Consider the following 18,925-nt stretch of genomic DNA (forward strand, 5'->3'; position numbering starts at 1 on the left):
TGGAGCGTGGACCTCACGCCAGCAGCTCGAAATCCGCCTTCCCCAACGAAGTTCCGTTCACCTGGATCTCCAGCGCGTGCGCACCCGGGTGGTAGACGCGGGTGGTGATGACGCGGAACGAGTGGGTGCGGTCCAGCAGCAGCTCGGCGCCCGGCTCCAGGACGCGCGTGGTGAGTTTGAAGACCTTCGGCGTGGTGGTGCCGTTGGCTTTGCGGTGGTGCACGACGTAGTCGACGACCAGGTTCATCGGTGCGTCGCCCGTGTTGCGCAGGGTGCCGGTGAAGCCCAGCTCGTCGCCGATGGACACCGAGGGCGCCGAGAGCACGAGACCGTCGAAGGTGATGCCGGACGGTGGCGTGAAGCCCAGGAGCGCCAACGCGCCCGGGTTGCCCTGTTTGACCAGCGTGCGCAGGCCGTGGCGGACGAGTTGCGCGGTCTGCTTGTCGCCGGAAGCGCCGATCCAGCGACCGGCCGCGGCCACCGCCACGTCAGGACGCGCGCGGCTCACGTCGTTGAGGTGGTTGGCGACCGATCGCCGCACGTACGCCGACGAGTCGCGGTGCAGCGCGTCGAGGATCGGCGCCGTGACCCCCGGCCGGGCGGTGATCGCACCCACCCGGCGCGCCCACGGCAGCAGCGGCCGGGTGCCCTCCGAAGCCAGGCGGCGGACGTGCTCCGACGGGTCGGAAGTCCAGGTCAGCACCTTGGGCAACGCCCGGTCGAGATCCGCGTCGAGCAGCGGCCGGATGGCGAACTCGGCCGTCAGCCGAGGCGTCAGGGCCGCGAGCAGATCCAACGCCGCGTCGAACGCGACCGGCCCGCCGTCGGCCAGCGCCCGCGCCGAAGCCGCCTCCGAGACCGGCCAGATCATCCAGCCGGTGAAGGCCTCGTCGGCCAGCGCCCGCTGCACCACGTCTTCCAGCTCGCGGTAGCCGCCCGGCAGGTCGGCCAGCAGCGCGTCGCGCACGGCGTCCGTGCGCTGCCGCAGCCCGAGCCCACCCAGGCGGACCCGGCGAAGCTCCCCGAAGGCGACACCGGGCGCCGCCGCCTGCATCGACGCGAGCAGCCCCCTGACGACGGCGTCGTTGAGCATCTCGTCGGCCAGCGGCATCCGCTTCTCCCCTCCTGCACAGCACCGGAGTGCCGCATTCGTTCTTGTCCGGCCGGACACCGGCGCGAAGGGCCGGCTGGTCTCGGCAGCAGCCCGGCTTCTCGACGCCGTGATCACCTCCGGCTTCACCCAGTATGTGGAGAGGACCGACAAAAACCGCGCGGTCGAGGGCGGAGGCGCCCGCGGAACGAGGCGGTCGTCCCGGGCCCGGACCCGCTGACGGGCTACCGGCGGCTCGCCGGGGTGCTCGTGTGAGCGAACTGCTGCACGGCCTCGTCGGCCTTGTCGAAGGCCGCGCGCGCGGCGGAGAGGTCCTTGGCGGCGCGGGCGGCGCGTTCTTCGGCGTCGGCCAGACGTTCGCGCAGTTCGGCCAGGCGGGCGTCGGCTTGTTCGGCGATGCGTTCGGTGCGGACGAGGGTTCGGGAGGCTTCGGCGCGTTCGCGGGTGGCGGCGGAGGCCTTGCGTTGCCACTCTTCGCGGGCGGCGCGTTGCCGTTCGCGGTCCGCGCGGTCCTTTTCGGACTTTTCGCGAGCGGCCTTCTCGTCGGCCTGTTTGCGGCGGGTGTTTTCCTTCGCCGGAGCGGCCTTCTTCGCCGGAGCCGGAGCCGCAGCCGCAGCGACGGCAGGCTTCTTCCTCCGACCCGACGCAGCAGCAGGCAGCGACAGCCACTGATCCGCATCCTGATGCGCCACCGACGTCAGCCGCCCTGCCAGGACGAGCCGTGCGACGTCCGGGTCGGCCACGACCGTCTCCAAGGTCTCCTCCACCTCGCGCGCGACGGAGTCGCTCAGGTCCGGTGCGTCGCGCAGGACCCCGCGCACCAGCTCGGCCCGCCGCTGCGCCAGCTCCCGCAGCTGTTCGCCGGCGAGGCTCGCGTGGGCGGCGCGCAGCCGGTCGCCCAGGTCGGCCAGCTCTTCCAGCGCCGAAGAACCGTCGCGGGCCAGCCGGTTGACGAAGAAGGCCGCGGTCGTCGGCTTGCGCAGCGCCTGGATGCGGCGGGCGAGCTCGGCGTCGCCCGCGCTCTTGGCCGCACGGGCCGCGGCGGTGCGCGACGCGACGAAGTCAGCGGGCTCACCCGCGTAGAGGTCATCGGCGACGGTGTCGAAGTCCACCGCACCACGGAACCACACCGGTAGTCCGAACGCGACGTATCACGTACGGTGGATGCCTCGGCAATGCCGCAAGCCGCAGGTCAAGCGACAGGTCCAGGGACGGTGCCCATGACGCCATCGGGCAGGCTCGCGCTGACGGCCAGCCCCCTGGTCGCCGGCGCACTGCAGGCGCTCCAGCGCGTGACCGGGCTGCCGGTCGCGATGGGCGGGCCCGTGTCGGCGGGGTCGCGGACGCTCGTGATCGACCAGCTGCGCGGCACGGCCACGGGCTCGCTGCAGCACCTCCGCGTCGACACCGGCGCCGGGCTGGGCGGCAAGGCCGTGGCGCTCGGGCGGCCGTCGACGGTCGTCGACTACCTCAACGCGCAGGGCATCACCCACAAATACGACCGCGCCGTCGCTCCGGAGCAGCTGCGGGCGATGGTCGCGCTGCCGGTGCGCGTCGGCGCGTCGACGCGCGCGGTGCTGTACGCGGCGACGCGCGACTCGATCACGTTCGGTGACCGGATCCTGCGCGCGGCGAGCGCCGTCGTCGCGCGGCTGGAGCGGGACATCGAGGTGGAGGAAGAAGTCCGGCGCCGGGTGAGCACACCGCCGCCGGGCGGGCACCACGACCTGCACGCCGAGCTCCTCGCGATCGCCGGGTCGATGCACGACGACGAGGCCCGCGCGCGGCTGCTCGAAGTGTGCGAACGCCTGCGTCCGGCCGAGGCACCGCGGGGGGTCACGCTGTCGCCGCGCGAGCTCGACGTGCTGCGGCACGTGAGCGAGGGCTGCACCAACGACGAGATCTCCGAGCGGCTCGGGCTGCTGCCCAACACGGTCAAGTCGTACCTCAAGCACGCCATGCGCAAGCTCGACGTCAGCAACCGGATCCAGGCGGTGAACCGGGCCCGCGCGGCCGGCCTGCTCGGCTGAGCACCCTCTTTGTGGGGTGGCCGGGTGGTCACGGCAAGGGCATCATCGCCGCACGGGCAGCGCTGCCCGTTCGACGCGAAGGGATCGGCACGTGTTCTACGACCTCGCTGTCCGCGATTTCCTCGACCGCGCGGAAACGGTGTACCCGGACCGGATCGCGGTGGTGGACGAACCCGACCAGCCCGCGGCGTCGTGGGGCGCGATCACCTACCGCGAGCTGGCCCGGCGGGCCCGCGCGCAGGCCGCGAACCTCGACGCGCTGGGCGTGCCCGCCGGCGGGCGCGTCGCGATCGTTTCGCACAACTCGGCGCGGCTGCTCACGTCGTTCTTCGGGGTTTCGGGCTGGGGCCGCATCCTGGTGCCGGTGAACTTCCGCCTCGCGCCGGCGGAGGTGCGCTACATCGTGGAGCACTCGGGCGCCGACGTCGTGATGATCGACCCGGAGCTCAAACCGCTGCTCGACTCCGTCACCGCGAAGCACGTGTTCGTGCTCGGCGAGCACGACGAGCAGATCTTCGGCGGCGACGGCGATCCACGGCCGTGGACGCCGGACGAATCGGCCACCGCCACGCTCAACTACACCTCGGGCACCACGGCGCGGCCCAAGGGCGTGCAGCTGACGCACCGCAACCTCTGGCTCAACGCCACCACGTTCGCCTTGCACACCACGCTCAACGACAACGACGTGCTGCTGCACACCCTCCCGATGTTCCACGCCAACGGCTGGGGCATGCCGTATGCCGTCACCGGCCTCGGCGCGCGGCACATCGTGCTGCGCAAGGTCGACGGCACGGAGATCCTGCGCCGCGTGGAGGAACACGGCGTCACGATCATGTGCGCCGCCCCCGCCGTGGTCACCGCAGCGCTCGACGGCGCAGCGAAGTGGGACGGCGAGATCCCCGGCCGCGACCGCGTGCGGATCGTCGTGGCGGGCGCGCCGCCGCCCACCCGCACCATCGAGCGCGTGCGGGCCGAGCTGGGCTGGGAGTTCATCCAGATCTACGGCCTCACCGAGACGTCGCCGCTGCTGACGGTCAACCGTTTCCGCTCGGAGTGGGAGGGCCTCGATGCACACGAGCAGGCGAAGCTCCTGGGCCGCGCGGGCGCGCCGGCGCTGGGCGTGCGCGTGTCGATCGACGCCGACGGCGAGGTGCTCGTCCAGTCGAACATGAACCTCGAGGGCTACTGGGAGAACCCGGAGGAAACCGCCCGCGTGCAGGAGGGCAACTGGTTCCACACCGGCGACGGCGGCCGGTTCGAGGACGGTTACCTCTCCATCGCCGACCGCAAGAAGGACGTGATCATCACCGGCGGCGAGAACGTGTCGTCCATCGAGGTGGAAGACGCGCTGAACTCCCACCCGGCCGTGCGCGAGGCCGCCGTGATCGGCATCCCGGACACGAAGTGGGGCGAGCTCGTCACGGCCCTGGTCGTCACCGACGGCACGCCCGCGACCGCCGAGGACCTGATCACGCACTGCCGCCGGCACCTGGCCGGCTACAAGTGCCCGAAGCGCGTGGAATTCCTCGACGAGCTCCCCCGCACGGCGACCGGCAAGATCCAGAAGTTCAAGCTGCGCAAGCCGTTCTGGGAAGGCCAGGACCGGCAGGTGAACTAGCCGCGGGGTTCGGCCGGCCGGTAGACGAGCTGCACCACACCGTTGCCGAACACCTTCGACCGTTCCAGCGCGAAGTCCAGGTGCGGGCCGTCGGCCGGGAAGAGGCGGCGGCCCGCGCCGACGACCACGGGGTGTTGCAGGAGGACCAGCTCGTCGACGAGGCCGCGGGCGAGCAGCCAGCGCACGAACGTCGCGCTGCCACTGGTGAGGATGGAGCCGCCGGGGGCGGCCTTGAGGTCGCGGATCGCGGGTTCGAGGTCGCGCGGCAGGAGGGTGCTGTGCTGCCAGCCGACGGCGGTGAGCGTGGTGGAGGCGACGTACTTGCGGACGTTGTTCATGAACTCCGCGCCGGGGTCGTCCGAGCGGCCGGGCGACGCTTCGGCGAAGCCCTCGTACGTCACGCGGCCCAGCAGCATCGCGTCGGCGTCGGACATGCCGGCGCCGACGATGCGTTCGAGCTCCGGCGTCCAGTGCGACAGCGACCAGCGGTCCGGCGCCTCGACTACGCCGTCGAGCGACACGAACAACGTGGACACGATCTTGCGCATCGGAGGGCTCCTCGTTCGGGGAGCCCCACTATCCCGGAGACGGCCGGGATCGCGCAGACAAACCGAACGATCAACCCACTTGCCGTACCAGGTCGAGCGCGCGGCCGAGCGTCGCCAGCCGCGCGTCGAGCGAGTCGCCGGACGGGTAGAGGCGGACCGTGTCCACGCCGGCGTCGCGCCAGACGCGCAGCCGCGTGCGGACCATGTCCTCGGTGCCGATGAGCGTGGTGCCCAGGACCATCTCGTCCGTCACCAGCGAAGCGGCGCCGTCGCGGTCGCCGGACTGCCAGCGGTCGCGGACCTCCGCGGCGACCTCGGCCCAGCCCTGGCGGCTGTAGGCGTCGTTGTAGAAGTTGGTGCTCGCGGAACCCATGCCGCCCAGGGAGAACGCGAGTTCCTTCTTGCGGCCGGCGACCATCGTGCGCAGCTCGTCCTCGTCGGCGGCGAACGCGACTTCCGCGCCCTGGCACACGTCGAGGTCACCGCGCACGCGGCCGGATCGAGCGAGGCCCGCGTCGAGGTGGCTGAAGTACGCCGAAGCGCCTTCGGGCACGAAGCTGGTGCCGAGCCAGCCGTCGGCGACCTCGCCGGTGAGCTCGAGCATCTTCGGCGACAGCGTGGCCAGGTAGATGGGGATGTGTTCATTGGGTTTGGACGACAGCCGCATCGGCCGCGCCTCGCCCGGCAGCGGGATCTCGAAAGCCTTGCCGGAGAACGAGATCTTCTCCCCCGCGAACGCACTGCGCACGATCTCCACCGTCTCGCGCATCCGCGTGAGCGGCTTCGCGAACGGCACGCCGTGCAGCCCCTCCATCACCTGCGGACCCGACGGCCCGAGGCCGAGGGAGAACCGGCCACCGGACATGTCGGCGAGCGTCAGCGCCGCCTGGGCCACCGCGACCGGCGTGCGCACACCGACCTGCATGATCCCGGAGCCGAGCTGCAGCCGCGAGGTGCGCCCGGCCAGAAACCCGAGCACCGACGGCGCGTCGGAGCCCCACGCTTCGGCGACCCAGCACACGTCGAGACCGAGCTTTTCGGCCTCCAGCACGAACTCCAGCGTCTCCGGCCAGCCGCCGGAGCCTTCGACCGTGGTCGCGGTGCGCATCAGCGCGCCGCCTCGACGCGGTCCTTGATCGCCGCGACGGTGGCGATCATCGCGTTCTCGAACTCACGCATGCGCACGAACACGATCTTCTGCTCCTTGTCCGGCATGCGGTCGATGGCGAACGACAGGCCGGACCGCGCCGGCCCCATCTGCATCCACTGCGTGAGCTTCGTGCCGCCGTTCTCGGGCTCGAGCGTGAAGCGCCAGGTCGCCGTGGGCGTCTCCGGGTCCGCCACCGCCCACGCGAACACTCGTGGCTCCTCGCACTCGACGATGAACGACGTCGTCGACCACTCGCCGAGCGCGTCGTGCTTGCTGTAGCCCACGAACGAGCCGCCGACCTTCGGGCCGGTCGCCCCGTCGCACCACTCGACGCGCTGCAGCTCCGAGCTCATCTCGGGCATGCGCGCCACGTCGGACACGAACGGCCAGACCGCCTCGGGAGCGCCGTCGATCCAGGTGGCCGCCTCGGCCGTGGGCTTGTCCGCGTACCGCGCGCCGGTCCACTCCATCGTGGTGCGCCTCCTCAGCTTCGACCGTCAAGATGCCTCTGACCACGATAGTTTCGTAGTGAGACCCTCGTGTCAACGCGAGGTCGGCTCAGCGCGCGGCTTCCTGCTTCGCGAACCGCGCCTCGACGTCGGGCCGGTGCGCGATCTTCTCGGGAAAGCCGGGGCCGCGGCGCATCCGCGTGTCCTCGGCCGTGAGCGGCTCGCCACAGTGCGCACAGACGACCTCGGCGTGCGTGTCGTGGCCGCACCTCTCGTGGTGCGTCGTGATCGGCGGGCCGGCCTCGCCGGCGAGCCAGCGGTCCCCCCACGCCGTCATCGCGATGAGGACCCCGAAGAAGTCCTTGCCCTTGTCGGTGAGCACATAGTCGTAGCGCACCGGCTCGGTCTGGTACGCCACCTTCTCCAGCAGACCCTCGTCGACCAGCCGGCGCAGCCGGTCGGCGAGGGTGTTGCGCGCGATGCCGAGCGCCTGCTGGAACTCGTCGAAGCGCGTGACGCCGTAGAACGCGTCGCGCAGCACGAGCGGCGTCCACCAGTCCCCGAGCAGGTCCATGGTCCGCGCGATGGAGCACGGCCACTGCGCGAAGGAAGTCCGTTTCATGGACGGGAGAGTACGCCGTCTCAGTCTGAAACTCAGCTGTTGGCAGCTGTGATCAGGCGATTTCCACGCGGTGGCCGACGGTCACGTCCACATGGCCGGGCACCTCGTCGTGCTCGTCGCCCACCGAGAGCGTGCCCGCGGGCTCCACGAGCAGCACGGCCGCGCCGTCCTTCGAAGACGGCTTGTGGAACGTCCCGCGCGGCACCACGAACACCGAGCCGCGCCCCACCGTGACCACGCGCTCGCCGGAGGGCTCCCGCAGGCCGATCTGGATCTCACCGTCGAGGACCAGGAAGAACTCGTCGGTGTTCTCGTGGACGTGCCACACGTGTTCGCCGGAGAAGCGGGCGAGGCGGATGTCGTAGTCGTTGATGTTCGCGACGATGCGCGGGCTCCACACGGCGTCGAAGCCGTCGAGCACGGTCTGCAGATCGATGGGCTGGTTCATGCGATCGATCGTCGTCCTGTCCCCGGGCCACCGGGAGTGCTAGGAATAGCACATGTCGCAAGGATCCTCGCACCACGTGGTGATGGTCGTGGACGACGGCTCGAACCCGTTCGAGATGGGCGTCGCGACGGAGCTGTTCGGCCTGCGCCGCCCGGAGCTCGGGCGGGAGTGGTACGCGTTCACGCTGGCCTCGGCGCGCGAGCGCGTGGGCATGCACCTGGGGATGTTCACGCTCTCGGGCGTCGCGGGGCTCGACGCGGTCGACGACGCGGACACAGCGATCGTGCCGAACCGGCCGGATCCGCAGGTGCCCGCCGACCCGGAGGTGCTGGCCGCGATCCGGCGGGCCCACGCGCGTGGCGCGCGGCTGATGAGCTTCTGCACGGGTGCGTTCACGCTGGCCGAGGCGGGTGTGCTGAACGGACTGCGCGCGACGACGCACTGGCGGTGGGCGGCCGAGTTCAGCGAGCGCTACCCCGACGTGCGGCTGGAGCCCGACGTGTTGTTCGTCGACGAGGGCACGGTGCTCACCGCGGCGGGCAGCGCGGCGGCGATGGACCTGGGCCTGTACGTGATCCAGCGCGACCACGGCGCGGAGATCGCCAACGCCGTGAGCCGCCGGCTGGTCTTCCCCGGCCACCGCGACGGCGGGCAGCAGCAGTTCGTGGAACGGCCGGTGCCCGTGGTGCCGGACGCGTCGCTGGCGCCGGTGCTGGAGTGGGCGCGCGGCAATCTCGACCGGGCACTGACCGTCGCGGACCTGGCCGCGCGGGCCGCGACCAGCCAGGCGACGCTGCACCGGCGGTTCCGCGGCGAGCTGGGCACGACGCCGCTGACCTGGCTGACGACCGAGCGCGTGAGCCTCGCGTGCCGGCTGCTGGAACGGGGTGAGCTGCGGCTCGACCGCGTGGCCACCGAGTGCGGGTTCGGGACGGCCGCCAACCTGCGGGCGCAGCTGCGGCGGCACACGGGGCTGAGCCCGTCGGAGTACCGGCGGCGGTTCGGGCCGGCGGCCTGATCAGCCTTCGAGCTCGCGCAGGGCGGCGGCGATCGCGTCGCGGTGGACGGCCGGGGGGTAGGTGGCGGGGTCGGCCGCGGTCAGGACGTTGAGGCCTTCGACCAGGGCGATGAGGCGTTTCGCGGCCCGTTCGCGGCGCGGGTGGGCCCAGCGGGGGTGACCCGCGCCGACGAGACGCGTCACGCGGTTGACGAACGAGCGGTTGTGCGCGCGGTGGCGCTCGGCCAGCTCGGGGTCGGCCAGCGCGGCGGCGAGGAAGCCGACCCAGACCCGCGCTTCGTCGGCGGCTTCTGCGGTGAGGGTGGCGGCGTGGCAGAGGACGTCGCGCAGCACGGCGGCGGGTGGGCCGCCGGCGGCTTCGGCGGCGTCGGCGCGTTCGGCGGTGCGCTGGTGCAGCAGGTCACGGGCGTGCAGGAGCAGGGCCCGCTTGGTCGGGAACGCGTGCATGACCAGGCCCGTGGTGCAGCCCGCGCGCTCGGCGACGGCGCGCACGGTGAGGCCGGGCAGCCCCTCGGCGGCCAGCACCTGCCAGACCGCGCCCGAGAGCAGTTCGCGCTGGGCACCGACGTCACGCTGTCTTGGCATGCGGGCCTCCATTCCGTAACATCGGTTACGGTAACACTTGTTCCGAAACCACGGGTGAAATTTTGGGGGCTGCCGGTGATCGAGATCCTGCGTTCGGAGTGGGACGCGCCGGAGGCGGTGGCGCTGCGGGCGGCACAACGGGCCGAATTGGACGCCCGGTACGAGACCGACGATCATGAAGCCGGCCCGGCGCCAACCGCCGAAAGTATGGCTGTTTTTGTCATCGCGTGGTCCGACGGCACCGCGGTCGGCTGCGGTGGCCTGCGGTTTCTCGGGCCCGGCGAGGCGGAGGTCAAACGGATGTACGTGGTGCCGACCTCGCGCGGCACCGGCGTTTCGACGGCGTTGTTGCGGGCGCTCGAAGAGGAGGCCGTCTCGCACGGCATCACGCGACTGCTGCTGGAAACCGGCGTCCGCCAGCCGGACGCGATCCGCTTCTACCAGCGGGAAGGCTACGAACCGATCCCGGCGTTCGGCGCGTACGGCAGTGATCCGCTGGCCCGATGCTTCGCGCGATTACTCCATTCGGCGCAGTCGGCAAAGAACCGACCCGCATGTCCTGTTAAACCCCGGTGAAAATGTCCGATCGGCCAACTACGGATTTAGCGTGGATGGACAAGACCTCGCTGTCCCGACAGATATGGCGCAGGCCCTCACAAAAGGCGGCTGTCTTCGACTAGCTTGACGGAAGAGAGGGTCCGAAAGGCGAAACGGGGAGCAACGATGGCGAAACACCGGCCACGCCGGAAGTCTGTCCGCGGCAAGGCTGCGGCCGCCCTCGCGGGTGGCGCGCTCGTGGTGCTGCCGACGGTGGCCGCGTCGGGTCTGCCGGTTCCGCTCCCCGCCCCGGCCCCGGCGGCCTCGGACACCTCGCTGCCGCCGCTGGCCGTGCCGTGGCTCCCGCCGAACATCGTGCTCCCGCCGGTCGCCGTCGACGGCAGCCTGCCGCAGCCGCCGACCCCGTTGCCGCTGACCGTGCCGGGCTACCACGTGAGCGCCGGTTCGGCCACGCCGTCCGGTCCACTGGGGATTCCGGGCAGCATGCTGAAGGCGTACCGGAACGCGGCCGACATCATGTCCCGCGAGCAGCCCGGCTGCCACCTCGACTGGCAGCTCATCGCGGCCATCGGGCGCATCGAGTCCAACCACGCGCGCGGCGGTTACGTCGACGCGCAGGGCAACACGCTCGAGCCGATCCTCGGCCCGGTACTCGACGGGTCCGGCCCGTTCGCCGCCATCCGCGACACCGACGGCGGCGAGTTCGACGGCAACGCGGTGTGGGACCGCGCCGTGGGCGCCACCCAGTTCATCCCGTCGACCTGGGCGGGCTACGCCTCCGACGGCAACGGCGACGGTGTGTCCGACCCGAACAACATCTACGACGAGACCCTCGCCACGGCGCGCTACCTGTGCTCGGGCGGCTTGGACCTCTCCAGCGACGCGATGCAGCGCGTGGCCGTGCGGCGGTACAACAACTCACAGTCCTATGTGGACACGGTCATGGCCTACGCGGCGGCCTACCGCGGCGGCGTGTCGCAGCTGCCCGACAGCCAGGTCCCCATCGGCGCGCCCCCGGGCCCGGACGCCATCGCGGCCGCCGCCGGCAGCCCTCTCGGCAACCCGGCCCCGCCGCCGGCCCCGGTCGTCACGCCGCCGGGCTCCCCGACGCAGCTCCCGCCGTCGACCACCCCGAGCAGCACGCCGTCGACCACGCCCACGGACTCCAGCACCACCCCGTCGGACTCCGGCGGCACAACGCCGCCGTCCGACAGCTCGACCCCGGCGACCTCGGACAGCTCCACCCCGCCAACCTCGGACAGCTCGACCCCGCCGCCCGCGGACAGCTCGGCCCCGCCGTCCGACTCCACGACACCGACCACCACCACGTCTTCGTCCGGCTCGGACTCGTCCTCCGCCACGGGCTCGGACACCACCACGCCCCCGGAGACGACGAGCACCACGCCGACCAGCTGATTCCCGTGCCGTGGGTGGCGGAGCCGGGCTCTGCCACCCACGGAGTCCGGATGCGTCAGGAAGCGCGAGCCTCGTCGTAGGCGTCGCGGGCTTCGGTGACGGCGGGCAGCCGGCGTTCGACCCAGTGGGCCAGGCCCCAGACCTGCTCGGCGGCCTCGCGGCCCAACGAGGTGAGCGAGTAGTCGACGCGCGGCGGGATGACGGGCTTGGCGTCGCGGTTGACGAAACCGTCGCGCTCGAGGGTTTGCAGCGTCTGAGCCAGCATTTTTTCACTCACGCCGCCGATTTCGCGGCGGAGCTCGCTGAACCGGTACGACCGGTCGAGCAGGGCGGCGAGCACGAGGATGCCCCAGCGGCTCGTCACGTGCTCCAGCACGATGCGCGACGGGCAGGTCGCGCGGTTGACGTTGGGCGCCTCGGACAGTGCTTCGGTCATGTCACCCTCCTCATTACTCGAACACCAGTACCTTACTCTGAAGTGGGTACTTTCCAATAGAGAGTAACAGTCCTACGGTGAGTGGCAGGAGATCCACCGACCCGAAGGAAGAACATGAGCATCGTCATCACCGGCGCCACCGGGCTGCTGGGCCGTCAGGTCGTCGCCGACCTCCTCGCGGCCGGCGTGCCCGCGGGTGAGATCACGGCCGTGGCGCGCAGCGCGGAGAAGGCGGCCGACCTGGGCGTGCGCGTGCACGTCGGCGACTACGACCGGCCGGAGACGCTCGCCGGAGCGTTCGCCACCGGAGACCGCGTGCTGCTGGTGTCCGGCACGGACCTGGGCAAGCGCGTCGGCCAGCACTCCGCCGTCATCGACGCCGCGAAGGCCGCCGATGTCGCGCAACTCGCGTACACGAGCGTGTTCGGCGGGCCGGACGCCGACTTCACCCTCGCCGACGAGCACCTCGCGACCGAGCAGCGCACCCTCGATTCCGGGCTGCCGTATACCTTCCTGCGCAACAACTGGTACTCGGAGATGGCGGTCTACGACATCACGGGCTCGCTCGCCCGCGGCGCCGTCGTCAACAACGTCCTCGCCGAGGCGCGCATCGCCACCGCGCCGCGCGAGGACTACGCCGCGGCCGCCGCCGCGGTCCTGCACACCGACGGCCACCTCGGCGTCGCCTACGAGCTCGGCGGCGACACCGCGTGGACATTCGGCGAGTTCGCCGCGGAGCTCGCGCGCCTCAGCGGCGGTCCAGTGGTCCATACCACCGTCTCCAGCGCGGAGTACGAAGCGGTCCTCACCGGCGGCGGCGTGCCGGCGCTGCTGGCGACGATCCTGGCCGACGTCGGCGACGCCATCTCCCGCGGCCGCCTCGCCGGCACCCCCGGCGAGCTGGCGAAGCTCCTCGGCCGCCCGACGACACCGATCGCCGAGACGATCGCGAAGCTCCTCGGTTGAGCCCGGTCCCCCGCGCTCCCGCCTCGGGAACCGGCCGAGACCGCTATAAGCTGCACGCGGTCCGAGCCCGAGGAGCGAACGTGTCCTGGAACCCCCAAGCGCTGCCCGATCTGTCCGGTCGCACCTACGCGGTGACGGGCGGGAACGCGGGGATCGGCTATTTCATCTCCGAACAGCTCGCCGGCGCCGGCGCGCACGTCGTGATCCTCGGGCGCACCCCGGCGCGGCTGACGACGGCGGCCGAGGCCATCAAGAACCACCACGCGCACGCCGAGATCAGCACGATCCGCCTGGATCTGGCCGACCTCGAGTCCGTCGCGGAGGCCGCCGAGGAACTCAACCGGCTCGACCGCATCGACGGGCTGGTCGAGAACGCCGGCTCCACCTCCCCCGGCCGCGAACGCCGGACGACGCGGCAGGGCTTCGAACTCGCGGTCGGCACCAACCACCTCGGCCACTTCGCCCTCACCGCGCTCGCGATGCCGGTGCTCACCGCGTCCGGCGCCCGGGTCGTGCCGATGGGCAGCCTGATCACCCGGCTGCAGCCGTTCGACCTCGACGACCTGCAGACCGAACGCAAGTACTCGGAGTTCCGCGCCTACGCCCAGTCCAAGCACGCCGTGCAGTCCTTCGGCTTCGAACTCGACCGGCGGCTGCGCGCGGCCGGCTCGAAGGTCACGTGCGTGCTGGCCCACCCCGGCTTCAGCCTCGGCAGCGCCAGCCCCCGGCGCGACGGCATCACCGACCCGAAGCCGCTGATGCACCTGTTCGCGCCCATCACCCAGGGCAAGGACCGCGGCGCCTGGCCCGCCGTGCGCGCCGCCGTCGACCCGGAAGCCACCGGGGGCCAGTTCTACGGCCCCGCCCGCGGCGGCGTCGGCCGCCCCGTTCCCAAGACGGCCGTCGAGGTCGACCGGGACCCCGGTCGCGCGGCCAAGCTGTGGACCTGGTCGGAAAAGCTGACGGGCACGACGTTCGACGTCCGCTGATCAACTCGGCGGTTCGAGGCCCGAGTCGAGCACGTCCATCACCTGGTTCAGCAACGCCACCAGGTCGGGGTCGCTCCCCGGGTACCAGCTCTTGAACGCCGCCCGGTTCGCGGCGAACGCAACCTCCACCGTGAGCCGCACGTAGAGGTCGTCGGCGGAAAGTCCGGTCCGCGCCGCGATCGACTCGAGGGCAGCCTCCTCGACGAGCTTGTTCACCTGCGCGAGCCGCCCCCACAACTCGGGGTATTCGCGGAGCATCAGGGCCCGCTCGCCGAAGGTGGGATCGGCGGAGGCCTCCGTGAAACGCTCCGTGAAGACCGCGCGCAGGGTCGCGAGTGGACGTTCCGACGCGGGCCGCGCGGCGACGCCCGCGCGGACACCGTCGGGGGTGAGCGCGAGGGAGAAGACCGCGGCTTCCTTGCTGTCGAAGTAGTTGAAAAACGTGCGCGCCGAGACGCCGGCCTTGTCACAGATCTGGTCGACGGTCACCTCGTGCGGCCCGCGCGAACGGTACAGCGCGACGGCAGCCGCGCGGATCGCCTGCCGGGTCGCTTCCTTCTTGCGCTCGCGAAGTCCCGCCCCTGTCATATTTCTTACACTACTGCACTTTTGCAGTACTGCAAGATACGGTGACCACCATGGCGGACGAACTGGCCAAACCCTCGACCACTCGCACCCTCGCCGAGAACCTTTGGTTCCCCGTTGTCCTTTTCTCGGTTTTGCCGTGGTCTACCTGGCCGCCTTCCACCGGCCGCAGCCGCACGAGGTGCCGGTGGCCGTCGCCGATCCGGCGGCCGCGACGCAGGTCCAAAGCCGGCTGGCCGAGGTCAGCCCCGGCGGGTTCCACATCGTCGCCGTGCCCGACGCACAGGCGGCCCGCCAGGCCGTCCTCGACCGCACCGCCGGCGGGGCCTACGCACCGGACGCACAGCACCCCGTGCTCTACGTCGCCAAAGCCAACGGCTTCACCCTCCAGTCCCTGCTGACCCAGACGTTCACGCCGCTCGCCGGCGGGCGACTCACCGTGGTCGACCTCGCCCCGACCGTCGCGGGCGACCCGCTGGGCAACGGGCTGTTCTACCTGCTGATCGCGTGGGGCCTGCCGAGCTACTTCGCGGTCATGATGCTGCTGCGCGCGGTCGGGCTCAGCCGCCGCGCGCGGATGCTCACGTTCGTCGGCTGGGCCGCGTTCCTCTCCGTGGCGGGCTTCCTCATCGCCCACGCCATGGACGTGATCCCGGGCGACCCGGCCGCGATCCCGCTCGCGTTCCTGTCGAGCCTCGTGGTTTCCCTGGTCTCCCAAGGCCTCGTGCCGATCTTCAAGCAGTTCTTCCCCGGTGTCGCGGTCACGCTGTTCGTCATCCTGAGCTCCGCGTCCAGCGGCGGCATCATCCCGCCGCAGATGCAGCCCGCGCTGTTCCGCGCCCTGCACCCGATCCTGCCGATGGGCAACCTCAACGACGCACTGCGCGGCGTCTTCTACTTCCACGGCGCCGGCGTCGGCGGACACGTGCTGGTGCTGTGCGCCTGGCTCGCGCTGGGCATCGCCCTGAACGCTGGGCACGCGCTGTGGGTTCGCCGGCAAGCCGCGACGGAATCCCAACCGCCTGTGGAAGATCCCGTGCTCGAGATGCCACGGCCCACCGCACTCCCGACCCACGGCCAACGCTTCGGCGAGCTCGTGCCCATGCTGATCGGCACTGTCCGCGCCACGACCGGCGAACGCGTCGGCGGCGCGATCCTCACCGTCACCGACGGAAAAGGCCGGCAGCTCGTACGGACCACCGCCGACGACGAGGGTGCCTTCGCCGTCGGCGGACTGCCCGAGCAGTTCGTGGACCTCGTGGTGACCGCGCCCGGGCGGCAGCCCACGGCACGCCGGACGTTCTCCCGCGAAGGCGTCTTCCGCCGCGAAGACTTCGTGCTCGCCCCGGAGCCGGCGCTCACGCCGTCCAGCCACCGTCCACGGTGAGCGTCGAGCCGGTCGTGTACGAAGACGCGTCCGAAGCCAGGTACACCGCCGCACCACCGAGTTCCGGTGGCGAGGCCACACGGTGCTGCGGGATGTTCGCCAGGATCCGCTCGCCCCACTTGCTCGTGACCAGGCCCTCGGACAGATCGGTGTGGAAGTAGCCCGGCGCCAGCACGTTCACGCGCACGCCCTTCGGCGCCCACTCCACGGCGAGCACGCGGGACAGCGCCTCGACGCCGCCCTTGCTCGCCGCGTAGGCGGCAATGCGGTCGAAACCGGTGCGCGCGTGCACCGAAGACACCGTGATGATCGACCCCGCCCCCTGCGTGAGCATCTGCCGCCCGGCCGCGCGGGCGCAGTAGTAGGTGCCCGACAGGTTCACGTCGAGCACGTGGGCCCAGTCGTCGTCGCTGCCCTGCTCGCTGCGCCGGAACGTCGGGCTGATCCCGGCCGCCGTCACGCAGACGTCCAGCCGTCCGTGCTCGGCCACGATCCGCGACACCGCACTGTCCGCAAAGGACGGATCCGACACCGAACCCGGCAGTATCAGCGCTCCTCCGACCTCCGCCGCCAGTGACGTGAGGTCGGCCTCGGTCCGCGAGGTCACGACCAGCCTCGCCCCGGCCGCGGCCAACGCCACCGCGATCGCCCGGCCCAGGCCCTTGCCCGCGCCCGTGACCCAGGCGACTTTGCCCGTCAGGTCGAACTCGCTCATCCGCGCAGGTTCCTCTTCAGCACCTTGCCCGACGGCGTCCGCGGCAGCTCGTCGAGGAACACCAGGTCCGCCGGCACCTTGAACTTCGCCAGCCGCTCGCGGCAGAACGCCACCAGCGCGTCTCGATCCCGTGCCGCACCCGGACGCAGCACGACGAACGCCTGGGGCACCTCACCCCACCGCGGGTGGCCCATCCCGACCACCGCCGCCTCGACGACGTCCGGGTGCTCGTACAGCACGCGCTCCACCTCGGGTGTCGCGATGTTCTCGCCGCCGGAGACGATCATGTCCTTCTTGCGGTCCTCGACGTAGAGGTACCCGTCCTCGTCGAGCCGCCCGACGTCGCCGGTGTGGAACCAGCCGTCGCGGAACGCCTTCGCCGTCGCGGCCTCGTCACGCCAGTACCCGAGGCTCACCTTGGGCCCGCGCAACGCGATCTCGCCCAGCTCACCCGGGGGCAACGGCGCCCCGGACTCGTCGACGATCCGGACTTCCAGGTGCACCACCGGCCGCCCGACCGAACCGACCTTGGCCAGCATGTGCTCCGGGTCGTTGAAGGTGTCGCCCGACACGGTCTCGGTGAGGCCGTACGCGTCGGAGAACCACGCTTTCGGGAACGCGGCGAGGATCTTCTCCACCAACGGCACCGGCATCTTCTCCCCGCCACCGATGATGAACCGGATCGACGACGTGTCGCGCTCCAGGATGTCGGGCAGCTGCAGGATCGCGTTCATCATCGACGGCGCCAGCCAGATGTTGGTCGGCCGCTCGCGTTCGATCGTGTCCACGACCTCGGCCGCGTCGAACTTCCGGAGCACGATCAGCGAACCGCCCGCGTGCAGCGTCCCGACACCGGGCAGATCGAACCCGCCGACGTGGTACAGCGGCCCGCACACCAGCGTCACGTCCTCGGCCGTGATGCCGAACTCGACGAGGTGGCCGAGGTTCTTCCACGCCAGGTTCCCGTGCGTGATCCGCACGCCCTTGGGCCTCGACGTCGTGCCGGACGTGTACATCAGCCGCTGCAGGTCGTCCGCGCCGACCGACACCGGCGACACCGAACGGCCGAGGTTCGAGACCACGAGGTCCTCGTACGTCGTCCAGCCCGAAGCACTGCCGCCGAGCAGCAGCCGCTGCTTCAGACCCGGCAACGGCAGGGCGTCCACCGACGGCTGGAACTCCGGCTCCGTCAGCAGCGCCACCGCGCCCGAGTGGTCGAGGACGTAGCGCCATTCCTCGGGTGAGAGCCGGTAATTGAGCGGCAGGAACGCCGCCCCGATCCGGTTCACCGCGAAGACCGCCTCCAGGAACTCGAGGTGGTTGTACAGCAGCAGCGCGACGACGTCCCCGCGCCCGATTCCCAGCTCCGCGAGCCCGGACGCCAAAGCGTCGGCCCGGCCGAGCAGCTCGCGGTTCGTCAACGACCGTGCACCCTGGCTGAGCACCACCTTGTCCGGGTAGCGGCCGGTGTTGTGGTCGAGGACCGTGGCGAAGTTCGACATCAGCGCTCCTGTGCGTGGAAGCTGTGCAGCTCGCCTCCGGCCGATCCCCAGTGGATGGTGCTGATCATGCCGCCGTCGGCGACGAGGTCGGTGCCGGTGACGTAGTCCGCGCCCGGCCCGGCCAGGAACGCCACCACGCGGGCGATGTCGTCCGGTTCGCCGATGCGGCCCAGCGGCGTGTTGGCCACCGTCGCCGCGCGGATGTTCTCGTTGCCCAGCGTGTCGCGGTTCAGTCCGCTGTGGACGACTCCGGGGCTCACCGAGTTGATGCGGATCCCGTCCACGGCCAGCTCGGCGGCCAGCTGCTTCGTCAACGCCAGCACACCGCCCTTCGCCGCCGTGTAGGACGAAAAGCCGTACCCGGTGTGACCGGCGATCGACGCGATCTGCACGATCGAGCCGCCGCCACCCGCGGCCATCGCCGGGATCACCTGCTTGAGCAGGATGAAGTACCCGGTGAGGTTCACGTCGAGCACCCGCCGCCATTCGCCCACGGTGGACTCCAGCAGCTTCTTGCGGATGATGATCCCCGCGGCGTTGACCAGCACCTTCGGCGGGCCGAACCGGTCCACGGCCTGGTGCACCGCGTCGGCCACGGCCGCTTCGTCGGTGACGTCGACCGCGAACGCCGCCGCGGCCACGGAAAGCTCCTTCACCGTGCGCTCGGCCGCCGCGCCGTCGGAGTCGAGCAGCACGAGCGGCCGGCCGTCCTCGGCGAGCCGCAGCGCGCAGGCGCGGCCGATCCCGGAGCCCGCCCCGGTGACGACCGCGCAGCCTGTCTTGTCCACAGTG

At 71.3% G+C, this 18,925-nt stretch carries 21 protein-coding genes; 8 read left to right on the forward strand and 13 right to left on the reverse strand.

The genetic code is table 11. The features are described from left to right. Positions 1 to 13: 13 nt before the first annotated feature. Together AB0K15_RS26960 and AB0K15_RS26965 are read right to left on the reverse strand one after the other, a co-directional pair. Positions 14 to 1,111, reverse strand: coding sequence for a DNA alkylation repair protein (locus AB0K15_RS26960; RefSeq protein ID WP_364056030.1), 1,098 nt, complete (start codon positions 1,109 to 1,111; stop codon positions 14 to 16). A 224-nt stretch (positions 1,112 to 1,335) separates the two neighbouring features. Next, a complete protein-coding gene (locus AB0K15_RS26965) occupies positions 1,336 to 2,223 on the reverse strand; it encodes a hypothetical protein (RefSeq protein ID WP_364056033.1) in 888 nt (295 codons plus the stop codon). A 108-nt stretch (positions 2,224 to 2,331) separates the two neighbouring features. Here AB0K15_RS26965 and AB0K15_RS26970 point away from each other — a divergent pair, with 108 nt between their 5' ends. After that, positions 2,332 to 3,141: a LuxR C-terminal-related transcriptional regulator gene (locus AB0K15_RS26970; protein ID WP_364056036.1), complete on the forward strand. Its 810-nt coding sequence runs from the start codon at positions 2,332 to 2,334 to the stop codon at positions 3,139 to 3,141. A gap of 91 nt (positions 3,142 to 3,232) precedes the next feature. Further along, positions 3,233 to 4,759, forward strand: coding sequence for an AMP-binding protein (locus AB0K15_RS26975; protein WP_364056039.1), 1,527 nt, complete (start codon positions 3,233 to 3,235; stop codon positions 4,757 to 4,759). Here the strand turns inward: AB0K15_RS26975 and AB0K15_RS26980 are convergent. The 5 genes from AB0K15_RS26980 to AB0K15_RS27000 form a co-directional block, all read right to left on the reverse strand. Beyond that, the gene (locus AB0K15_RS26980) at positions 4,756 to 5,307 is read right to left on the reverse strand and encodes a dihydrofolate reductase family protein (protein ID WP_364056042.1); all 552 of its coding nucleotides are present in this window, start codon (positions 5,305 to 5,307) and stop codon (positions 4,756 to 4,758) included. The genes AB0K15_RS26975 and AB0K15_RS26980 overlap by 4 nt on opposite strands. A gap of 70 nt (positions 5,308 to 5,377) precedes the next feature. Then, positions 5,378 to 6,415, reverse strand: a complete 1,038-nt coding sequence (locus tag AB0K15_RS26985) for an LLM class flavin-dependent oxidoreductase (protein ID WP_364056045.1) — start codon at positions 6,413 to 6,415, stop codon at positions 5,378 to 5,380. Continuing rightward, on the reverse strand, positions 6,415 to 6,927 hold the full coding sequence (locus AB0K15_RS26990; RefSeq protein WP_364056048.1) for an SRPBCC family protein: 513 nt from the start codon (positions 6,925 to 6,927) through the stop codon (positions 6,415 to 6,417). The genes AB0K15_RS26985 and AB0K15_RS26990 overlap by 1 nt, the downstream gene beginning before the upstream one ends. Before the next feature lie 88 nt (positions 6,928 to 7,015). Next, positions 7,016 to 7,528, reverse strand: a complete 513-nt coding sequence (locus AB0K15_RS26995) for a helix-turn-helix domain-containing protein (RefSeq protein ID WP_364056051.1) — start codon at positions 7,526 to 7,528, stop codon at positions 7,016 to 7,018. 52 nt (positions 7,529 to 7,580) lie between these two features. Beyond that, positions 7,581 to 7,976 carry a cupin domain-containing protein gene (locus AB0K15_RS27000; protein ID WP_364056054.1) on the reverse strand — a complete coding sequence of 132 codons (396 nt, stop codon included), beginning with the start codon at positions 7,974 to 7,976 and terminating at the stop codon, positions 7,581 to 7,583. Positions 7,977 to 8,028: 52 nt separating this feature from the next. Here AB0K15_RS27000 and AB0K15_RS27005 point away from each other — a divergent pair, with 52 nt between their 5' ends. After that, positions 8,029 to 8,994: a helix-turn-helix domain-containing protein gene (locus AB0K15_RS27005; protein WP_364056057.1), complete on the forward strand. Its 966-nt coding sequence runs from the start codon at positions 8,029 to 8,031 to the stop codon at positions 8,992 to 8,994. On the opposite strand, the gene AB0K15_RS27010 is transcribed toward AB0K15_RS27005, so the two are convergent. Beyond that, entirely contained in the window at positions 8,995 to 9,579 is a 585-nt protein-coding gene (locus AB0K15_RS27010; RefSeq protein ID WP_364056060.1) for a TetR/AcrR family transcriptional regulator, read from the reverse strand. Between the two features lie 75 nt (positions 9,580 to 9,654). Here AB0K15_RS27010 and AB0K15_RS27015 point away from each other — a divergent pair, with 75 nt between their 5' ends. Both AB0K15_RS27015 and AB0K15_RS27020 read left to right on the forward strand, forming a co-directional pair. After that, the gene (locus AB0K15_RS27015; protein WP_364056063.1) at positions 9,655 to 10,155 is read left to right on the forward strand and encodes a GNAT family N-acetyltransferase; all 501 of its coding nucleotides are present in this window, start codon (positions 9,655 to 9,657) and stop codon (positions 10,153 to 10,155) included. Between the two features lie 147 nt (positions 10,156 to 10,302). After that, positions 10,303 to 11,553: a lytic murein transglycosylase gene (locus AB0K15_RS27020; protein WP_364056066.1), complete on the forward strand. Its 1,251-nt coding sequence runs from the start codon at positions 10,303 to 10,305 to the stop codon at positions 11,551 to 11,553. 55 nt (positions 11,554 to 11,608) lie between these two features. Here AB0K15_RS27020 and AB0K15_RS27025 read toward each other — a convergent pair whose 3' ends face one another. Continuing rightward, complete coding sequence (locus AB0K15_RS27025) at positions 11,609 to 11,989, reverse strand: helix-turn-helix domain-containing protein (RefSeq protein ID WP_364056069.1); 381 nt, start codon at positions 11,987 to 11,989, stop codon at positions 11,609 to 11,611. Between the two features lie 114 nt (positions 11,990 to 12,103). On the opposite strand from AB0K15_RS27025, the gene AB0K15_RS27030 reads away from it, so the two are divergent. Further along, positions 12,104 to 12,955 carry an NAD(P)H-binding protein gene (locus tag AB0K15_RS27030; protein WP_364056072.1) on the forward strand — a complete coding sequence of 284 codons (852 nt, stop codon included), beginning with the start codon at positions 12,104 to 12,106 and terminating at the stop codon, positions 12,953 to 12,955. Positions 12,956 to 13,035: 80 nt separating this feature from the next. Next, complete coding sequence (locus tag AB0K15_RS27035; RefSeq protein WP_364056075.1) at positions 13,036 to 13,944, forward strand: SDR family NAD(P)-dependent oxidoreductase; 909 nt, start codon at positions 13,036 to 13,038, stop codon at positions 13,942 to 13,944. Here the strand turns inward: AB0K15_RS27035 and AB0K15_RS27040 are convergent, their stop codons facing one another. After that, a complete protein-coding gene (locus AB0K15_RS27040; protein ID WP_364056078.1) occupies positions 13,945 to 14,532 on the reverse strand; it encodes a TetR/AcrR family transcriptional regulator in 588 nt (195 codons plus the stop codon). A 136-nt stretch (positions 14,533 to 14,668) separates the two neighbouring features. On the opposite strand from AB0K15_RS27040, the gene AB0K15_RS27045 reads away from it, so the two are divergent. Continuing rightward, positions 14,669 to 15,916: a carboxypeptidase regulatory-like domain-containing protein gene (locus AB0K15_RS27045; RefSeq protein WP_364056081.1), complete on the forward strand. Its 1,248-nt coding sequence runs from the start codon at positions 14,669 to 14,671 to the stop codon at positions 15,914 to 15,916. On the opposite strand, the gene AB0K15_RS27050 is transcribed toward AB0K15_RS27045, so the two are convergent. The 3 genes from AB0K15_RS27050 to AB0K15_RS27060 are packed head-to-tail and all read right to left on the reverse strand — an operon-like array spanning position 15,888 to position 18,921. Beyond that, the gene (locus AB0K15_RS27050) at positions 15,888 to 16,631 is read right to left on the reverse strand and encodes an SDR family oxidoreductase (protein ID WP_364056084.1); all 744 of its coding nucleotides are present in this window, start codon (positions 16,629 to 16,631) and stop codon (positions 15,888 to 15,890) included. The genes AB0K15_RS27045 and AB0K15_RS27050 overlap by 29 nt on opposite strands. Beyond that, on the reverse strand, positions 16,628 to 18,133 hold the full coding sequence (locus AB0K15_RS27055) for a long-chain fatty acid--CoA ligase (protein ID WP_364056087.1): 1,506 nt from the start codon (positions 18,131 to 18,133) through the stop codon (positions 16,628 to 16,630). The genes AB0K15_RS27050 and AB0K15_RS27055 overlap by 4 nt, the downstream gene beginning before the upstream one ends. Beyond that, complete coding sequence (locus AB0K15_RS27060) at positions 18,133 to 18,921, reverse strand: SDR family NAD(P)-dependent oxidoreductase (protein ID WP_364056090.1); 789 nt, start codon at positions 18,919 to 18,921, stop codon at positions 18,133 to 18,135. The genes AB0K15_RS27055 and AB0K15_RS27060 overlap by 1 nt, the downstream gene beginning before the upstream one ends. Between the last annotated feature and the right edge of the window lie 4 nt (positions 18,922 to 18,925).

It is taken from the genome of Amycolatopsis sp. NPDC049253 (genome assembly GCF_040678995.1).
In the GTDB taxonomy this organism is placed as follows: Bacteria; Actinomycetota; Actinomycetes; order Mycobacteriales; family Pseudonocardiaceae; genus Amycolatopsis.